The sequence below is a fragment of the Sphingopyxis sp. H053 genome (assembly GCF_001468225.1).
In the GTDB taxonomy this organism is placed as follows: Bacteria; Pseudomonadota; Alphaproteobacteria; order Sphingomonadales; family Sphingomonadaceae; genus Sphingopyxis.
On record NZ_LNRU01000010.1, the window covers coordinates 30,531 to 46,813 of the forward strand.

Below are 16,283 nucleotides of genomic sequence, written 5' to 3' on the forward strand. Positions count from 1 at the left end.
TCAGGCGCCCGCCGCGCGTTCGGCGATCGTCGCTTCGGCCTCTGGCACCGCGCGATACGCATAGAGCAGCAGGCCGAGCGCGATCGGCGCGACGCCGATCAGCGACAGGATGCCGGTGCGCAAATCACCCACCGGCTTGCCGTCGACGATCGTCCCCGCCAGGTCCGAAATCTGCCCGACCATATAGGGGCCGAATGACAGGCCGACCAAAGTGGTGCCGAGGAAGAAGGCCGCGGTCGCCGTCCCGCGCATCCGCGGCAGCACCAGATCCTGCGTCGTGGCGGCAGCGGCGCCGAGCGCGGCGGCGCCAAGCATGCCGGCGAGGAAGTTCATGACATAGAAGAGCGTCGAATTCTCGGTCGTGTAGCCGATCCAGATCGGAATGATCGGTGCGACGACGCCGAAGATGATCATCAGGATGCGGCCCGCCGGATTCTTCGCCCGCAAATGATCGGCGAGGCGGCCGCCGATGATGACGCCGACGAAACCGGCGACGGCACCGTTCGCGCCCAGGATGAAAGCCAGCTCCTGCTTGGGCAGGCCCAGCACGATTTCGGCATAGGGCGCCGACCAGAAAGCGAGCGCATAGGCGGCGAGGCTGACGAGACCATAACCGAGCGTGGTGCAGATGAACGCCGGAGTGCCCCAGATGAGCCGGAAGGTCGCCGGATCGTGCGCGCGCAGCGCGCTCGCCCAGGAAAAGACCGCATAATAGCCAAGCGCGACCGCCGACCATTGCGGGAAATTGCCCGTCAGGCGGATCATCCACCAGGCAAAGGCGGCGATGGCGGCGGCAAAGCCGATGTTGATCGCCAGCGCGGCGGGGCCGCGCTTTGCGGCGCCCCACAGCGTCAGCGGCGGCACGATCATCGACAGATCCTTGCCGAACTCGCGAAAGGGGCTCGGGCAACTCGGGCTCGCGACGCCGTCCATCGCGCCGCGGACCGGCTCGCGCAAGCTGGCGACCCAGAGCGCGAGGAGCAGCCCGGGGATGCCGACCGCGAGGAAGGCCGCTTGCCAGCCGACCAGCCCCATCGGCCCGCCTGCAGGGAAATTCCTGTTCCATGCCTCGACGATCAGCGCGCCGATGAACAGCGACACGCCGCCGCCGAGGTAGAGTCCCGACGAATAGATCGCGAGCGCGGTCGCTTTTTGCCGCTTGGGGAAATAGTCCGAGATCAGCGAATAGGCGGTCGGGCTCGCGGTCGCCTCGCCGACGCCGACGCCCATGCGCGCGAAGGTCAGCGTCAGCTGGTTATAGGCGAAGCCCGATGCGGCCGTCATCGCCGACCACAGGGTCAGGCCGATCGACAGCAATTTCACCCGGCTCCAATTGTCGGCAAGGCGGCCGAGCGGAATCCCGAACAGCGCATAGAAAACCGCGAAAGCCGCCCCGCCGAGAAACCCCATATCGCCATCGGTCAGGCCAAGGTCGGCCTTGATGTCGACCGCGAGGATGCTGATGATCTGCCGGTCGATGAAATTAAGGATATAGACGACGACGAGCACCGACAGGACGTACCAGCTATATCCGGTGGCCTTCGGTTCGGCCGAAACCGGCGCATCGGATATGACATTCTCGCTGGCGGTCTCGGCCATCTGGCAACCCTCTCCCTGACCCATTATCTGTTGTGGCTCATGGCTAGCAGAGCCGGACGAAGGCGCAAGTTGAAAGTCGGTTCAACTTTATGGAGAACATCGTCGATATGCGCAACGATAGAGAAATTGCCGGGCCCGCGATCCTCTTCCTCTGCCTCGGCAATATCTGCCGCTCCCCGCTCGCCGAGGGCGCCGCGCGCGCCGCCTTCGCCCGCGCCGGCATCGACGCCACGCTCGATTCGGCGGGAACCGGCGACTGGCACATCGGCCATGCCCCCGATGCCCGCGCGCAGGCCGAAGCGCGCCGCCGCGGCGTCGACATTTCGGCGCTGCGCGGCCGCCAGCTCCGCCGCGCCGACTTCTATGATTTCGACCTGATCCTCGCCGCCGACGCGAGCAATTTGCGCGACGCCCGCGCGATCCGGCCGCCCGACGCGACCGCCGAGCTCCGGCTGATGCTCGACCTTCTGCCCGGTCGCGGCGGCGAAGGCGTCACCGATCCCTATTATGGCGAAGACGACGGCTTTGCCGCGACGTGGGAGGATGTCGATGCGGTCGCGGCGGCGCTCGTTGCCGAATTTTCGCCTTCCAGCGGATAACGCGCCACGGGGTGATAGCGCGAGCCGCCATGGCCGAGTTCGCTTTCATACAGCGTGACATGGCCGAATTCGAACGCCGGGCTCGCAAGGTCGCCGCTCAGCGCAAGGAAGGGCGCGACCGGTCCTGAGTTGCGGTTCAGGCGCGCGAGCGTGACATGCGGAACAAAGGCGCGCGTCTCGGGCGCGATGCCGACGCGCGCGAGGCGCTGGTCGACCTTGCGGTGCAGCGCCGCGAGCGGATCGTGCGGCTCGACCCCGGCCCAGATCATGTTCGGCCGCCCTTGCCGCTCGAACAGGCCGACACCAGCAATCCGCGCCGCAACGCGCGGCGCATGGAGCGCGCCGAGCGCCGCCGCGATGTCCTCTGCCATATGGCGGTCGACCTCGCCGATGAAACGCAGCGTCAAGTGGAGCTGCTCGTCATTTTGCCAGCGCGCGCCCGCGATGCCGTGCATCGCCGCGAGCAATATGTCGCGGACCGGACGCGGCGGGCGCAGCGCGACGAACAGGCGGTGCGTGGACATGGCGGGCAACATAATGGGCGAGGTTTCGGATCGCGACCCCCTAACCGCCGGGCAGGCAATAATATTGCTCTTGTCCGGTTTCGCTTGAAACAGGAGGGGAAACGCCCGATATTGCTGTCTACGGCCGGTATGGGCTGGCCGATGATGGAGTAATGACAATGGCGAATTGGAACGACCCCAATATGGCGGCTTCCGGTTTTGGTGCCGGCGCGAACGCAATGGACCAGGCCGTCGATGCCGGCCTGCGGTCGTACATGCTGTCGGTTTACAATTATATGGGCTCGGGCGTGCTGCTGACCGGCATCGTCGCGATGCTGGCGTTCAATAGCGGCTTTACCCAGTCGCTGATCGGCAGCCCGCTGATGTGGGTGGTGATGCTCGCGCCGCTGGCCTTCGTGCTGGTGCTGAGCTTCGGGATCAACAAGCTGTCGACCACGGCGGCGCAGACGTTGTTCTGGGTCTATGCCGCGGTGATGGGCCTGTCGATGTCGACGATCTTCCTGGCCTTTACGGCGTCGTCGATCGCGACCACTTTCTTCGCGACCGCGGCGGCATTCCTTGGCCTTAGCCTCTACGGCTATACGACCAAGAAGGATCTGTCGGGCTTCGGCACCTTCCTGATCATGGGCGTTGTCGGCATCCTCGTCGCGATGGTGATCAACATGTTCGTGCAGTCGAGCGCGCTCAGCCTCGCGATCAGCGTGATCGGTGTGCTGCTGTTCGCGGGCCTCACCGCCTATGACACGCAGAAGATCAAGAGCATGTATTTCTATGTCCGCGGGACCGACTTTGTCGGCAAGTCGGTGATCATGGGCGCGCTGACGCTCTACCTCGACTTCGTCAACATGTTCACCTTCCTGCTCAACCTCTTGGGCAACCGCGAATAAGCGGGACGGACGACGAACGAAACAAGGGAGCCCGGCGGAGCGATTCGCCGGGCTCTTTTATTGGTCAGGGCGGAGGATGCGCCTCGCCCGCCATTCATCGGCGGTGATTTCCCACAATTCGGAGGGCAAGGCGCCTTCGACATATTGTTTTTCGCCGCGCCAGACCACGCGCATGCCGCTGCCGGTCGAGATGGCACGCGATGCGCGATTGTCGATCGCCTTGGGCACGCGCAGGATCGGTTGGTCCAGCACGTCGAACCAATAATCGGTCACGGCATCGCTCGCTTCGCGCATCAAGCCTTTGCCCCAGTGGACGGGATCGAGCCAGAAACCGCGGTTGTCGTCGGGATTGAGCATCAGGCTGATGACGCCGATCAGGGTGCCGGGCTCCTGCCGCGTTCGGATCGACCAGTGCCAGGCCTTGCCTTCGCGCATCGCCGGAAGCGCGACGTCGCGGACAAAGGTCAGCGCGCCGTCGTCGGGATAGGGCCATGGAACGAACGGATTCAAATGGCGCACGATCTGCCATTGCGGGAAAATGGCCTGAATGGCCGAATGATCTTCCAGCACCAGCGGCCGCAGCAGGAGTGTTTCGGTCGTGAGGTCCGGAAATGGTGACGTCATTGCGCCCCCTGCATCTCGGCGATCAGCGCATTGTCGATTTCCTTCGCGCGCTTGTACGCGGCGCGTGTCCGCAAGGGCGCGACATAGGCCTCGAACGCCGGGCGCGACGCGATCGTGCCGAACTGGAGACCCCAGTCGATCTGGCTGCCGACATAGACATCGGCGGCGCTAAAGCGATCGCCCGCGACGAACGCCTTGTCCGCGACCGCGCTTTCGAGCGCGTCGAGCGCGGCGGGAAGCGAGCCGAAGCCCGCCATGCGCTGCTGGTCGGCATCGGGTTCGAGCCCGAACTGCTTGGCGGTGATCGCCTGCTCGACGGGCCCCGCGGCAAAGAACAGCCAGCGATAATAATCGGCGCGGTCGGCCGCATCGGGCGCGAGGCCCGCTTCGGGGAAAGCGTCCGCCAGATAGGCGCAGATCGCGGCGCATTCGGTGACGACCTTGCCGTCGTGGACGACCGCCGGAACCTTGCCCATCGGGTTGATCGCGAGGTAATCGGCCCCCTTCATCGTCGTGCCATAATCGAGGATACGCGCCTCATAGGGGGCGCCGACCTCTTCGAGCATCCAGCGGACGATCTGCCCGCGCGACATCGGATTGGTATAGAAAATCAGGTCTTCGGTCATCGCGCTTCTCCCATGCGGTTCGATTCGAGTGTGAACATATCAAGAACATGATCCGACCGCCAGCGGGCTTGTTTTGTCACCATAGGCGGCTAAGGCAAAGGCATGAGCGAAGAACGCATCTGGACCGCCGCCGTGCTGGTCATCGGCGACGAGATTCTCTCGGGCCGCACGCAGGACAAGAATGTGTCGCAGATCGCGACCTGGCTCGACGTGCAGGGCATTCGCCTGCGCGAAGTGCGCATCGTCCCCGATGTCGAGGGTGAGATCGTCGATGCGCTGAACGCGATCCGCGTGCGCTATGATTATGTGTTCACCACCGGCGGCATCGGCCCGACGCACGACGACATCACGGTCGATGCGGTGGCGAAGGCACTCGGCGTCGGTGTCGTGGTCCATCCGGCGGCGCGCGCGATCCTCGAAAATTATTACACGGCGCGCGGCAGCGAGCTGACCGAGGCGCGGCTGCGGATGGCGCGCGTGCCCGACGGCGCCGACCTGATCCCCAACCGCATGTCGGGCGCACCCGGGATCCGCATCGGCAATCTGTTCGTGATGGCGGGGGTGCCGCATATCACCGCGGGCATGCTCGATGCGCTCACCGGCGAGCTCGAAGGCGGCGCGCCGCTCGTCGCGCACACGATCGGCGCGTGGGCACCCGAAAGCGAGATCGCCGATCTGCTGCGGCAGGGCGAGAAGGATTATTCGGGCGTTGCGATCGGCAGCTATCCCTTTTTTCGCGACGGCAAGATCGGCGCTAATTTCGTCATCCGCTCGACCGACGGCGAACAGGTCGCGGCGTGCGTCGGGGCGCTCACCGCGGGTTTCGAAGCGCTCGGCTATGCGGTGACCGACGGCGGCATCTGATCGACCGTCTGCGTTGCGCGCGGCAGGCGGCGGAGCATCAGGATCGCGAGCAGGCCAAAGATCGCCGCGACCACAAAGGCGGCACCGGGGAAATGGACGGGCGCGGCGTCGGCGGTGAAATAGGCCATCGTTCCGGTGAGGAGCAGCGGCGCAAAGAGCTGCCCAAGCCCCATCGCCATCGCCGAAATCCCCTGCACCTCGCCCTGCGTCTCGGCGGTTGCGCGGCGCGACATCATCGCCATCAGCGACGGCTGCACCGGCGCCTGCAACGCGACGGGGATCAGCAGCAGGAACGCGCCGATCGTCGAGGTGGTGAAGGCATAACCAACATAGACCAGGGTCGCGACGAGGATGCCGAGCGTCGCCGCGTCGCGCTCGCCGAAGCGCGCGACCGCGGGGCCGACGACGAAAACCTGCCCGAGCGCGATCATCACCCCGACCGCGGCGAGGCTCGCGCCGATCATCCCCGGCGTCCAGCCGAGTTGCGCGATGCAATAGAAGCTCCACGTCATCGGATAGACGAGGCTGGCGATCTGCCACAGCACGAGCACCCCGGCGACGCCGTCCATGCCGGGCAGCCCGCGCATCGTCTTCCACGCGCCGAGCGGATTGGCGCGGCGCCAGTCGAACGCGCGGCGGCGTTCGGGTGGCAGCGTTTCGGGAAAGATGAAGTAGCCGTAGAGCATGTTCGCCGCGGCAAGGATCGCCGCCGCCACGAACGGCGCGCGCGGGCTGATCTCGCCGAGGAAACCGCCGAGCGCGGGTCCCGCGACGAAGCCAATGCCGAACGCCGCGCCGACGAAGCCGAAGTTCCGCGCGCGCTCCTCGGGCTGGGTGATATCGGCGATCGCCGCCTGCGCCGCGGCATAGCTGCCGCCGAAAATGCCCGACAGCGCGCGCGCGACGAACAGCCAGGGCAAAGTCTCGACAATCGTCAGCAGCGCATAATCAACCGCAAGCCCGCCGAGCGCGAGCAGCAGCACGCGCCGCCGCCCGAAATGGTCCGAGAGATTGCCGAGCACCGGCGAGGCGAGGAAGGTCGCGACCGCCATAACGAGGCCGATCCACGCGCCGACCTCGATCGCTTCGGCCAAGTCGATTTCGCCGACCTCCATCACGAGTTGCGGCAGCACCGGCATGATGATGCCGAAACCGACCGCATCCATGAAGATCGTCGCGACGATGAACGGGATGGTCCGCGCCGGCGTCACTTGCTCTTTCTTTCTGCTGTCCCTAGCGCCACCGAACCCTCCTTCATGCGTTGCCGATAGATGAAACTCGAAATTTCCGCCTCCCTAAATTATCGTCTGTCCGAGCCGGTCGACCTGATGCTGCAGATCGAGGCGGCGAACGGGCACGGCCAGCGCGTCCTCGACGCCTCGCTCGACGTCGGCGCCCCCGAATTTGTCGCGCGCGTCCCGGCGGCCGACGGCATCTGCGAGCCGATCTGGCTGCGCGCCGAGGGGAGCCTTCGCGCCGAATATCGCGCGCGGGTCGAGATCGACCGGCCCGACACCGACTTCCGCTCGCTCGCCGCGGTGCCGCTCCACCGGCTCCCGGCCGAAGCGATCCCCTACCTCAACGAATCGCGCTATTGCCCGTCGAACAAGTTCCACGCTTTCGTCGAGCGCCGCTTCGGTGATCATGAGGGCGGGGCGAAGATCGGCCGCATGCGCGACTGGATCGAAAGCCGCTTCACCTATGTCTCGGGGTCGAGCGATGCCGAGACCGGCGCGCTGGACAGCTTCGTCGAACGCCGCGGCGTGTGCCGCGACTATGCGCATGTGATGATCGCGCTCGCGCGCGCCGCGCATATTCCGGCGCGGATGGCGAGCGCCTATGCGCTCCGCGTTTCGCCGCAAGATTTCCACGCCGTCGCCGAGGTCTTTCTCGATGGCGACTGGCACCTCGTCGATGCGACGGGCATGGCGCGCGCCTCCGAAATGGCGCGTATTTGCGTCGGGCGCGACGCCGCCGACATATCGTTCCTCACCGCGTACCGCGATATCGCTTTCGTCAGCCAGTCGGTGAAGGTGAAGCGCGTAGAGGGCTGAAGAGGCCGTCGTGGCAAAGCCACGCCGTCGATCCTCGCTGCGCGAGGTCGGCTGGACTTTCGCTTGTCGCGATTTAGCGGGGCTAAATCGCTGCGAAAGTCTGGAGCGGTGAAGGGAATCGAATAATCGCAAAAACCAAGGGGAAGCCTAGTCATTCAGCCCGATGCTAATTCGAAGGCCCCCTGAAAAGCCCCCGTCAGTACTGGACTTAAAAGTCCGGAGGTTCGATTCCGAACGCGGCGCTTGCTGGGCAAAATTGGCCCGTACCGAAAGATGCGGCTTTAGGCAAATGAGCGATTAGTTGGCGACCAGTTCGGCGATTTTGGCGGCGACTTCTGCCATGGACTCTTCGGCTGTGTTCAGTCCAGCCCTAGAGGCAAGCAGGAGGCTCACCTGTTCAAGTTCTTCATATGTCGTTCCATGAACGACTGGCACGAGACGCTCCCGCCGCAGGAGCGCCGAAAGTTCTTTGTCCGCGATGCCTTCTGCCGGAAGCCGACGCAACATCGCGGGGGTCACCAAAACGATCCCTACACGAGAATTCACCAAACCCTTGTCAATCGCCCGCATCATCGGGACCCCTAGGCCAAGGTCTTTTTCGCTGAACCATACGCGGACACCGCGCGCTTCCAGCAGATCATGCAGTTGCTTGGCGGAGCCCTGCCTGTCATCCCACGCATGACAGAGAAACACGTCTCGAAGGTCAGGCTGCGTCGCCGCCAGATTCTCTACGTTTTCGCGAACCGGCGTGAGGGACTGCACTTGTTCGGGAGTGTACCACACTGCCGAACCTGCTCTCGACCAGCGAGGCTTCGCGATACGGCGAGATCCGCCACCGCTACTCCGGCCGCCGCCACCGCTGCCCGACGACGAGTATGAAGGTGTATATGAGGAAGTGTAAGAAGGCAGGGAATAGGACGAGTAAGACCTAGAGCCACGATAGCGAGGGCCGCACACAGGGCAGTCCGCTCCCCCGCCCCGTATGTGGCCTCTTACTGGTGCTGTGCATCTAGCCATGTCTTTCTTCTCCTTGCTAAGCTTGTTTGGAAGTTCGGGCCATGGGGGCCATCAGGTTGTGCACGTCACTGATTCTTGGCGCGGTGCACTCGCCTGTGGCGAAGTCGGCAATCGCCAGCGGGGGCTTACGATCCCCGAGCCTGCCGCCCATGTGCCGCACAAAGTCTTGGGCCAGTCGCCCTAAGTCAAACCGTAGATCCCTCGGCTTGCAACATTCCGCATATCGCGCCGTCAGTGATCCGCAGCCGCAGAGTTCGTCGTCTTTGCATTGCGCCAAACGATAATAAGGGTTCAGCACCTCGTTGGGAGGGGGCAGAGAATATTGCCTCCCCGGCCACCGGCCCGTGACCTTCAAGTGCAGGTGGCGAAGCGCCCACACCGTATAGAGGTCCACCAACGACGTCAGATTGCCGCCCTCAGTCCAGACGTTATCACTGGGCGAAAACGCACATATCGATCCGTCGAAAAAATTTGTGTGCCGAGGTCCTATCCATAGTGGGCCGCCGGGGTCATTCCAAAAGCCCCAGGCACGTGGCCCAAATCCGGGCGCAAACGGCAGGGCGATTAGAAATGTGGCTCCGTAGTCTAGGCCCGATAAAACCGAGCTTTGGGTCTGGAGCCACATTCCGTCATCATCAGGGAACACGCGGGACGTGGGATATACCTTTTCAAGGCTCCCTACCTGCGCTTCGTAGGCGGTCCGAAGCATGCGGCCGCTGATCCGTGCGGAGGCACCGGCCTGCCGTGATCGACAGGGCGTCCCTTTCCGTCGGGCGGTCCCTTTCCGTGACCCGGCTGCGGGTCCTCTCGGTCTTTGCTGTTCATCGTCAGTTTCCTCGCCCAGTGCGAATGATACGACATCGGACGCGCTGGGCATAACCACGCCGCCGTCGAACACGTGAGGGAATACATTGGCGTCCAGTTGCCTGCCGATCTCGGTCAGGATTTCCCGGGACGATGGCTCCATGTGTCCTTCCTCCAAATTTAAATTGCATCGCTCGCCTTTGATGCTTGGCCCGGCACAGCGCAGTGCCATGTCACTTGGGCTCGATCACTTTGACGAGTCGTGCGATACAGACTATCTGTGACTATATTCGACATACCAGTCAAGTTTTTGGTTGTGATAGGCACATAAAGTTGTGGAGTTATGCATGAGCCAAGATGATGCGGAAACGATCGACGATCTGAAGCCGGGGCTGCGCCGCCGACTCGAATTCATTGATTTTCGGCTCTTTTGGGATGGCCGGATCAATCGATCAGACTTGCGAGAGCACTTCAAAATCTCGGCGCAGCAGGCCTCCAACGATCTGGAAAAGTTTGCTGAGTTCGCTCCTCACAGCATGGCCTACGATCAGCACGCTAAGTGCTTCGTGCGCACCGAAACCTTTGAACCAGTCTTCGTCACCGGTCAGGCGCATCGATATCTCCTCCAGTTGCAGGCACTGAAGCTGGGATGGCTTGATAAGAATCACACATGGTTTGGGGCCGTGCCCGACATTGAAGTCGTGGAGCTTCGCCGACGGCCCCTAAGTGACGAACTGGTCATGCTGTTGACCACTGCGATCAACGAGCGTCGCCAGATAAGGGTCAAGTACTGGACGATGAGCGGCAAGCCCGCGACGGAGAGGGTGCTCGCACCACATTCACTCGCTTACGTGGCGGGCCGCTGGCACATACGCGCATACGATGCGGGCAATGGTGATTTTCGGGATTTCAACCTCGGGCGGTTGGAGAACGTCGAACTCAGCGGTCACAGTTCGATCGACCCGAGCTTCGACTTCGAATGGAAGTCAATTGGACGGCTGCGCCTGCGACCAAACCCCGAACTCCCCGCCGAAGAGCAGGAAGCGGTTCGGCGCGAATTCGCTTTCGAGGGCGAGGAGATAGAGAAGCCGTGCCGATTGGCGCTCCTTTTCTATCTTCGCTCAGAGTACCACCTCGCAGATGACGGTATCGACAAGCGCAAACGCCACCTCGTGCTGCTTAATAATGATGAACTGGAGGAACTGAGGTTATCGGCGAGGCGCATGAGCGTTATGGCACTTCAAGGTGGCGTTGAGCCGCAATGAATTTGGCAGACCTACATGCAGTAGATTGGCGCGACCCGGTCATAGGGTTCGCCCTGTTTGGCAGCAGAGCGCGCGGCGATGAGGATGCCGAATCCGATTACGATATTCTTGTTTGGTCTGAGGGGTCGCAACCCCATACGATCCGGCTCGGCATGCACGCGCTGGCTGTCTATCCTTGCGACTACCTTCTGCGGAAAGCCGAGCAAGGAGACTTGTTCGTAAGCCATCTGGTTCATGAGGCCAAGGAGATCTGGGATCCGCGTTCCCTCCTGAAAGCATTGCGAACGTGCTTCTCGCCCAAGCAGTCATACGGTCGTGAGATCGACTTGGCCGCGCAGATTGGAAAGTTTGTTTTACAATTCCACCATCGTATGCCGAACGTTCTCATTAACCGCAGGATCGCTTGGGTTGTGCGGACAATCTTGATAGCCAAGGCGATGGAAATTGGCGCACCAGTCTTTGCTACGCGAGAATTGACAAGCCTGCTTTGCGCGCCGGAAGCCGTTCCGCTTATCGCCCTCAAGGACGATGCGGAATTTCGCCCTGATGGCTTGATAGGCTTGGATTCATTTCTATCGCGCTGGGTTGCGCCGTGGAACGAGGCTGCGAGCACGATTGATGAATTTCGGGCACTCTTTGAGGCAAGTGAAAACGATTTCGGACTGCAGACTATTAAATCATTGCGGAATGTAACGGACGCCACAGATTATCGATGAGCGACCTGGTCGATGCTGATTGGCAGGGCGCAGCGCAGCACGCGCGTTAGGCACGCCCGCGTCGCGCCGGAGCCTTGGCCGCTTTCGCAGCGGGCTTACGACCGCCGCCGCGTCCCTTGGTGCCAAGACCGATCGATTTGGCGAGTGCCCGCCGCGTCTCGGCATAGTTCGGCGCGACCATCGGATAGTCTTTCGGGAGATTCCATTTCGCACGATAGTCGTCGGGCGTCATGCCATAGGCGGTCATCAAATGACGGCGCATCATCTTCAGCTTCTTTCCGTCCTCGAGACAGACAATATAGTCGGGCTTGACCGATGAACGGATCGAGACTGCTGGCTTTTGTTCCTCGACCGGCTCAACAACCGGCGAACCCAGCCCCGCAAGCGCGCCGTGAACGCGGGTGATCAGATCGGGAAGATCGGCGAGGCCGACGCTGTTGTTCGATACATGTGCCGCGACAATATCGGCGGTCAGCGTGAGCAACATATCCTGAATGTCTTCGGCCATCGGTTATCTCCTCTTCGACCCACGCCCTATCGCCTGCCTTGCCGTCCGGCCACGACTATTTGACCGATAGGGTATCGCGCCGTGCGCCCTCAGGGCGCGCGGCGCGCGAATTTTTCGCCCGGATTGAATGGGCGGCGGCACGCGCCGCCGCCCGCGACCGTCACGCGGCTTCGCGCTGCGGCTCGTTCTCGGCGTCCGACACAGTCAATTCGCCATGCGCCGTCACGGTCCCAACCCTGCCACGCGCCGTGTAGGCGGCGGGCGGGAAGGCCATCCATCTCGGGACCCAGCCCTCGACCTTTGTCCGGCCGTTGGTGCCGTCCAGATGGTCGCGGATGATCGTCTTCAAGGTCGCGCCCTTTTCCTTGGCATTGGCGGCGGCAACCTCGGCTCCGCCGACCTCGGCAACCAGCGCGGTCAGCGCCTCCTTGTCGCGAAGACCGGCGAAGAAAGCGTCGTCGGCGCTCCACCATGCCGTCATGTCGATACCGATATGGAGGCCCACCGCCTCGATGGCCGCGCTCCCGGCGAATAGAGTCTCGCCCATGACAATGGCGATTACGTCCATCACCGCACGGTCGGGCAGGTCGAGCAGCCGCTGGAACAGGTCCGCGAGCGGCATGGAGTTGCCGCCGGTCACGGTGGGTTCCTCGGCATCGAAGCCGAGCAGCGCCAGCACCGCGCGCCGCTTCTCGTCGAACACCGTCTCGGCACGACTGACCTCGACGCTCTCGCGCACATCGTCATCCTTCGCCGACTGCGGCTCGACCCGCACATTCCAGAGCGGCGAACCTGCGATGGCGTGGGCAACCATCAACCGCACCGCGACCGCCGGATGACCGGTCAGTTCAGCGCGCACGGCGGCATGGCGATGAAGATCAACATAGGTCTGCATCCGCGAAGTCAGTTCCGGACGCGATGTCTTAGTCGCCGCCTCGATCTTCTCGCCCTTTTCAAGCCGCGCTGCCTCCTTCGCGGTGACATAGCCCTCGTGGATATCGACCTCGCCGCTCTCGCGGACCTCGATATAGACGCGCCCGCCCTTGCGCTTGGCGGCGTGGCGATGCTCCCACTCGCGAAAATATTCGCCCTTGGGCAGGACGACGACCTCGCTCCAGCCCTCGTCAAGAAGGCGCGACCGGCGTTCCTCGATGGCGGCAAACTGCCCGCTCCAGAATGCGTCGCTGTCCGCGAAATAGCGATCGTCCTCGAACAGGTCTGCAATGATCGCAAGGCCGCTCGCCTCGACGTCAAACAGGGCATGGGCCGCACTGATCGCGCCGCCGCCGAAAAGCCAGTTCTTGAGCTGCTGACCCTGTGGGCAATAGGCTTCCGGGTCGTCGAACAGCGCCAGCCATGCGCGCTGCTGCGACTTTGACGCCATTGTCAGATGGCGCACCGTGCCCGCGCTGATCTTCTCCTTCGCATAGAGCGAGCGGATGCGCGGCAAGAGGTTGCCGAGCGCGAGAATGCGCTTCACCATTGCCTCGGGCATCCCGAACGTATCGGAAATATCCGCGATGCTGCGCCCCTCGCGAACCAGCCGCGTATAGGTGACCCATTGCGTCACTTCGTCGGCATCGCGCCGCGCGACATTCTCGATCAGCGAGGCCTCGAGCGCGGCGGCATCATCGCCTTCTTCAAGGATCGCACAGGGCATCGGCTCGGCCTCGCCCTTTTCACCCGCGACGATGGTCGCAGCGGTGAAGCGCCGCGCTCCCGCCACGATTTCGAACGCGCCCTCGGCGCAATTCGGCCGCACGATCAGCGGAACGAGTACGCCCCGCGCGCGAACGGTTGGCAAAATGTCAGTCACGTCGGGTGCCTTTTTGGCGTAGCGCATGTTGGTTTTGCTGATCGACAGCTTGCCAAGATCGATAAAGTCGAGTTTCATGGTCTTGCTCCTTGTGAGCGTCGGTCCCGTTGTGTCTTGAAGCGTGGCGGGACCGACTATGGATGACGGCGAAACGCGCCGCCCGCGTCAGCCTCAGCCCTTGGGCTTCGGAAGCTCGTCGCCACGCTCGGCGCGACGGAAATTCTGTTCGGCGATGATGATCGACCCCGCGCGGCGCGCCGCAGCGGACCAGCCTGACAGCGGAACCTCGGATGCAAAGCCCAGATCGCGCTCGATACCGAGACCGAGGGGCAGCCGCACCGACGCGAGTTCGGACAGGCTGAACGAACCAAGTTCAGGACAGCCGAACCCAAGATCAGCCAGCCCGAACAGCGTATCGCCATCCTCCCCCAATTCGGTCGCGAGCCACGTCGCCGCGCCGACGGGCGAGAAGAGTTTGGCAACCGGCACGAAGTCCGGCTCCGCCGCACCCGCCATCACGGCAGCCCGTCGTGCCTCGTCATTCGTGCGCAAGGCGGCATGCAATTCAGCGGACAGGAGCTTGCCTCCATCACGGCGTTCGTTGGTCTTTCCCATGTCATCCTCCATTCCGCCCCCTAACCATCAGGCCCCCGGCGGAGCGGGGGTGGGCGGCGAGAACGACCTGCCGGGCGCGGCCAGGACGGCGGCCCGCACCCGAAGGGCTGGAACGAAGAGGAAGAGCCGCGCAGCGGCTTGCGGGACGCCGGGACGCGTCCAGAGGGGAGAGCCGGCCAACCCAGCGACAGACGGGAGGCCGATCAAAAACGCCGCCGCGCACTGCGCGGTGCCATTATCCTCGTCAGCCATGACGACTGATCCGCCGCGACGGCGGACTAAGAGTAGGATCGCGCTCTCGGACCGGCCGCGGGCGTTGCGGGGTGCGTGCGCAGATGTGCTTAGCCGCCGCACCGCCAAGATAGCCGGCCGAGTGCGCAGCGCGGTCAGGACAGACGCGCGATCCCTGTCGGCGCCTGCCGCCGGCAGCGAGCGCTCATTAGCAACCGCGTCCAATATCGGGGGCGTCGCGGGGGCGGCCAGCCCCTGCGGAAGGGGTGCGGACGGACAATAGGCTGGCCGTCAGGGGAAGGCTTTCCCCACTTGCTCCATTTTCTGGCGGGCTGGCGCGTCGCTATGGGCCAAGCAGATAGCCAAGCGCCTTGCCCAATCCAACGATGAATGAGCCCCCGACGAGCAGCGTCGCAATCCAGAATTCAATTGCTAGCGCTCGGTCTCGCCGTTTTCTACTTCGCTTGCCCATGCTCCCGGTATGACATGGAGAAATATTGTAGGAAACCGGCCTTACCCGCGAAAAGCGCGAAATAGGATATTGGTGCCCGACCCGGTCCCGAAAGGGATAGGGGCCCGGGACCGGGCACCCATCGCGCCGGCCAAAAGGCTGGCAGCGAATGCAAATGCTGCGGTTTTGCTTCCTTCATCGCGCGGGCTCGCTGATGGTTGCATAGATCTTGGAGTCACCCGAGAGCCAGCGTTGCGAGTTGAAAATGCTTCTCCACATTTGAGCTCTTCTGAGCTAAAATTCTGGCCACAAACAAGATCTGCAATGGGGAGTCGCAGGATGCTAATCGCTTCAATTCTCTTGGCCGCTATGGCGCCGGCGCCAGCTGGCAATGTCGACTCGACGCGCGCCGCTTTCACCAAATGCCTGCGGGAGCATCTCAAGAAGCAGCTCGAGGCGAAAGTGGGCGAAGGCGAGTTCGAACTTTCAGTGAAGTCGGCTTGCGAGACCGAGCAGTCCGCCTTCAAGACTGCGGTCACTGCAACCAATCGTGCCGGCGGGGACTCCCAGGCCGACGCCGAAGAAAATGCCCAGATGCAGATCGACGATTATCACGCCAACTTCACCGACAAGTTCAAGGATTATGCGTCGACAAACACCCTCCCGGGGGAATGACAGGCACACCGGCTCGTCCGCGTTAGTGTCGCACTGGCGCGGACAGCCGTTCATCCATCAGCATCAGCAGTTCGCGCAGCTTGAAGCGAAGCACGCCTAGCTCGAGGCTAACGGCGGCTTCGGGGCGACCGGCCGCGATCAGCAAATGACGAAGCAGTTCGTCCGAGTGCCGCATCAGCGCCAGCAGATGCGATCCGCACGGCGCATGAGTTCCCGCGAGCCAGTGTTTGACGCATCGCTCGCTGGCGCCGGTCCAGCGCATGAGCGTCTTCACGGCGCGATGGGTCTTACCCACGTCCTCGATCAAAGCGACAGACACCAGTTCGGCGAACGTGATGTCCGCTTGGCGGTACGGAAAATCCTTGCCCGTTTTCGGCAACATCTTACCTCTCCTTGCCGTCTATATTC

Annotated in this window: 17 protein-coding genes; 7 read left to right on the forward strand and 10 right to left on the reverse strand. The window is 63.1% G+C overall.

Annotation, left to right across the window (positions count from 1 at the left end; genetic code table 11):
* Nucleotides 1-1,599, reverse strand: a complete 1,599-nt coding sequence (locus ATE70_RS18350; RefSeq protein WP_058539197.1) for a spinster family MFS transporter — start codon at nt 1,597-1,599, stop codon at nt 1-3.
* Between the two features lie 89 nt (nt 1,600-1,688).
* Between ATE70_RS18350 and ATE70_RS18355 the strand changes: the two genes are divergently transcribed.
* The gene (locus tag ATE70_RS18355; protein WP_231740082.1) at nt 1,689-2,198 is read left to right on the forward strand and encodes a low molecular weight protein-tyrosine-phosphatase; all 510 of its coding nucleotides are present in this window, start codon (nt 1,689-1,691) and stop codon (nt 2,196-2,198) included.
* Here ATE70_RS18355 and thpR read toward each other — a convergent pair.
* A complete protein-coding gene (gene thpR / locus ATE70_RS24420; RefSeq protein ID WP_058540046.1) occupies nt 2,105-2,722 on the reverse strand; it encodes an RNA 2',3'-cyclic phosphodiesterase in 618 nt (205 codons plus the stop codon). The two genes, ATE70_RS18355 and thpR, sit on opposite strands and share 94 nt — an antisense overlap.
* 158 nt (nt 2,723-2,880) lie before the next feature.
* On the opposite strand from thpR, the gene ATE70_RS18365 reads away from it, so the two are divergent.
* Entirely contained in the window at nt 2,881-3,609 is a 729-nt protein-coding gene (locus ATE70_RS18365) for a Bax inhibitor-1/YccA family protein (RefSeq protein WP_058539199.1), read from the forward strand.
* Between the two features lie 57 nt (nt 3,610-3,666).
* Here ATE70_RS18365 and ATE70_RS18370 read toward each other — a convergent pair whose 3' ends face one another.
* Entirely contained in the window at nt 3,667-4,233 is a 567-nt protein-coding gene (locus ATE70_RS18370; RefSeq protein WP_058539200.1) for a GNAT family N-acetyltransferase, read from the reverse strand.
* Nucleotides 4,230-4,859, reverse strand: coding sequence for a glutathione S-transferase family protein (locus ATE70_RS18375; RefSeq protein ID WP_058539201.1), 630 nt, complete (start codon nt 4,857-4,859; stop codon nt 4,230-4,232). Before ATE70_RS18375 ends, ATE70_RS18370 begins: the two co-directional genes overlap by 4 nt.
* Nucleotides 4,860-4,961: 102 nt before the next feature.
* Here ATE70_RS18375 and ATE70_RS18380 point away from each other — a divergent pair, with 102 nt between their 5' ends.
* A complete protein-coding gene (locus ATE70_RS18380; RefSeq protein WP_058539202.1) occupies nt 4,962-5,723 on the forward strand; it encodes a competence/damage-inducible protein A in 762 nt (253 codons plus the stop codon).
* On the opposite strand, the gene ATE70_RS18385 is transcribed toward ATE70_RS18380, so the two are convergent.
* Nucleotides 5,696-6,934: an MFS transporter gene (locus tag ATE70_RS18385; protein ID WP_156419774.1), complete on the reverse strand. Its 1,239-nt coding sequence runs from the start codon at nt 6,932-6,934 to the stop codon at nt 5,696-5,698. The two genes, ATE70_RS18380 and ATE70_RS18385, sit on opposite strands and share 28 nt — an antisense overlap.
* A gap of 60 nt (nt 6,935-6,994) precedes the next feature.
* Here ATE70_RS18385 and ATE70_RS18390 point away from each other — a divergent pair, with 60 nt between their 5' ends.
* Nucleotides 6,995-7,777, forward strand: coding sequence for a transglutaminase-like domain-containing protein (locus ATE70_RS18390; RefSeq protein ID WP_058539203.1), 783 nt, complete (start codon nt 6,995-6,997; stop codon nt 7,775-7,777).
* A gap of 297 nt (nt 7,778-8,074) precedes the next feature.
* Here the strand turns inward: ATE70_RS18390 and ATE70_RS18395 are convergent, their stop codons facing one another.
* A complete protein-coding gene (locus ATE70_RS18395) occupies nt 8,075-8,560 on the reverse strand; it encodes a toll/interleukin-1 receptor domain-containing protein (protein WP_231732713.1) in 486 nt (161 codons plus the stop codon).
* A gap of 1,385 nt (nt 8,561-9,945) precedes the next feature.
* On the opposite strand from ATE70_RS18395, the gene ATE70_RS18400 reads away from it, so the two are divergent.
* A complete protein-coding gene (locus tag ATE70_RS18400; RefSeq protein ID WP_058539205.1) occupies nt 9,946-10,863 on the forward strand; it encodes a WYL domain-containing protein in 918 nt (305 codons plus the stop codon).
* The gene (locus tag ATE70_RS18405) at nt 10,860-11,579 is read left to right on the forward strand and encodes a nucleotidyltransferase domain-containing protein (RefSeq protein ID WP_058801141.1); all 720 of its coding nucleotides are present in this window, start codon (nt 10,860-10,862) and stop codon (nt 11,577-11,579) included. The genes ATE70_RS18400 and ATE70_RS18405 overlap by 4 nt, the downstream gene beginning before the upstream one ends.
* A 46-nt stretch (nt 11,580-11,625) precedes the next feature.
* Here the strand turns inward: ATE70_RS18405 and ATE70_RS18410 are convergent, their stop codons facing one another.
* From ATE70_RS18410 to ATE70_RS18420, 3 genes are all read right to left on the reverse strand, one after another.
* Nucleotides 11,626-12,087, reverse strand: a complete 462-nt coding sequence (locus ATE70_RS18410) for a MucR family transcriptional regulator (protein ID WP_058539207.1) — start codon at nt 12,085-12,087, stop codon at nt 11,626-11,628.
* 160 nt (nt 12,088-12,247) lie between these two features.
* Entirely contained in the window at nt 12,248-13,981 is a 1,734-nt protein-coding gene (locus tag ATE70_RS18415; protein ID WP_058539208.1) for a ParB/RepB/Spo0J family partition protein, read from the reverse strand.
* 93 nt (nt 13,982-14,074) lie between these two features.
* A complete protein-coding gene (locus ATE70_RS18420) occupies nt 14,075-14,518 on the reverse strand; it encodes a DUF2958 domain-containing protein (protein ID WP_058539209.1) in 444 nt (147 codons plus the stop codon).
* 1,051 nt (nt 14,519-15,569) lie between these two features.
* Here ATE70_RS18420 and ATE70_RS18430 point away from each other — a divergent pair.
* Nucleotides 15,570-15,875 (forward strand): hypothetical protein, encoded by a 306-nt coding sequence (locus ATE70_RS18430; protein ID WP_231732725.1) that lies wholly within the window; start codon nt 15,570-15,572, stop codon nt 15,873-15,875.
* A gap of 22 nt (nt 15,876-15,897) precedes the next feature.
* Here the strand turns inward: ATE70_RS18430 and ATE70_RS18435 are convergent, their stop codons facing one another.
* Nucleotides 15,898-16,257 (reverse strand): hypothetical protein, encoded by a 360-nt coding sequence (locus tag ATE70_RS18435; RefSeq protein WP_058539212.1) that lies wholly within the window; start codon nt 16,255-16,257, stop codon nt 15,898-15,900.
* Between the last annotated feature and the right edge of the window lie 26 nt (nt 16,258-16,283).

Bases quoted from the DNA above. Each gene is read 5' to 3' on its own strand.
- ATE70_RS18350 (WP_058539197.1), bottom strand. From the start codon at position 1,599: ATGGCCGAGACCGCCAGCGAGAATGTCATATCCGATGCGCCGGTTTCG.
- ATE70_RS18355 (WP_231740082.1), top strand. From the start codon at position 1,689: ATGGAGAACATCGTCGATATGCGCAACGATAGAGAAATTGCCGGGCCC.
- thpR (WP_058540046.1), bottom strand. From the start codon at position 2,722: ATGTCCACGCACCGCCTGTTCGTCGCGCTGCGCCCGCCGCGTCCGGTC.
- ATE70_RS18365 (WP_058539199.1), top strand. From the start codon at position 2,881: ATGGCGAATTGGAACGACCCCAATATGGCGGCTTCCGGTTTTGGTGCC.
- ATE70_RS18370 (WP_058539200.1), bottom strand. From the start codon at position 4,233: ATGACGTCACCATTTCCGGACCTCACGACCGAAACACTCCTGCTGCGG.
- ATE70_RS18375 (WP_058539201.1), bottom strand. From the start codon at position 4,859: ATGACCGAAGACCTGATTTTCTATACCAATCCGATGTCGCGCGGGCAG.
- ATE70_RS18380 (WP_058539202.1), top strand. From the start codon at position 4,962: ATGAGCGAAGAACGCATCTGGACCGCCGCCGTGCTGGTCATCGGCGAC.
- ATE70_RS18390 (WP_058539203.1), top strand. From the start codon at position 6,995: ATGAAACTCGAAATTTCCGCCTCCCTAAATTATCGTCTGTCCGAGCCG.
- ATE70_RS18400 (WP_058539205.1), top strand. From the start codon at position 9,946: ATGAGCCAAGATGATGCGGAAACGATCGACGATCTGAAGCCGGGGCTG.
- ATE70_RS18405 (WP_058801141.1), top strand. From the start codon at position 10,860: ATGAATTTGGCAGACCTACATGCAGTAGATTGGCGCGACCCGGTCATA.
- ATE70_RS18410 (WP_058539207.1), bottom strand. From the start codon at position 12,087: ATGGCCGAAGACATTCAGGATATGTTGCTCACGCTGACCGCCGATATT.
- ATE70_RS18415 (WP_058539208.1), bottom strand. From the start codon at position 13,981: ATGAAACTCGACTTTATCGATCTTGGCAAGCTGTCGATCAGCAAAACC.
- ATE70_RS18420 (WP_058539209.1), bottom strand. From the start codon at position 14,518: ATGGGAAAGACCAACGAACGCCGTGATGGAGGCAAGCTCCTGTCCGCT.
- ATE70_RS18430 (WP_231732725.1), top strand. From the start codon at position 15,570: ATGGCGCCGGCGCCAGCTGGCAATGTCGACTCGACGCGCGCCGCTTTC.
- ATE70_RS18435 (WP_058539212.1), bottom strand. From the start codon at position 16,257: ATGTTGCCGAAAACGGGCAAGGATTTTCCGTACCGCCAAGCGGACATC.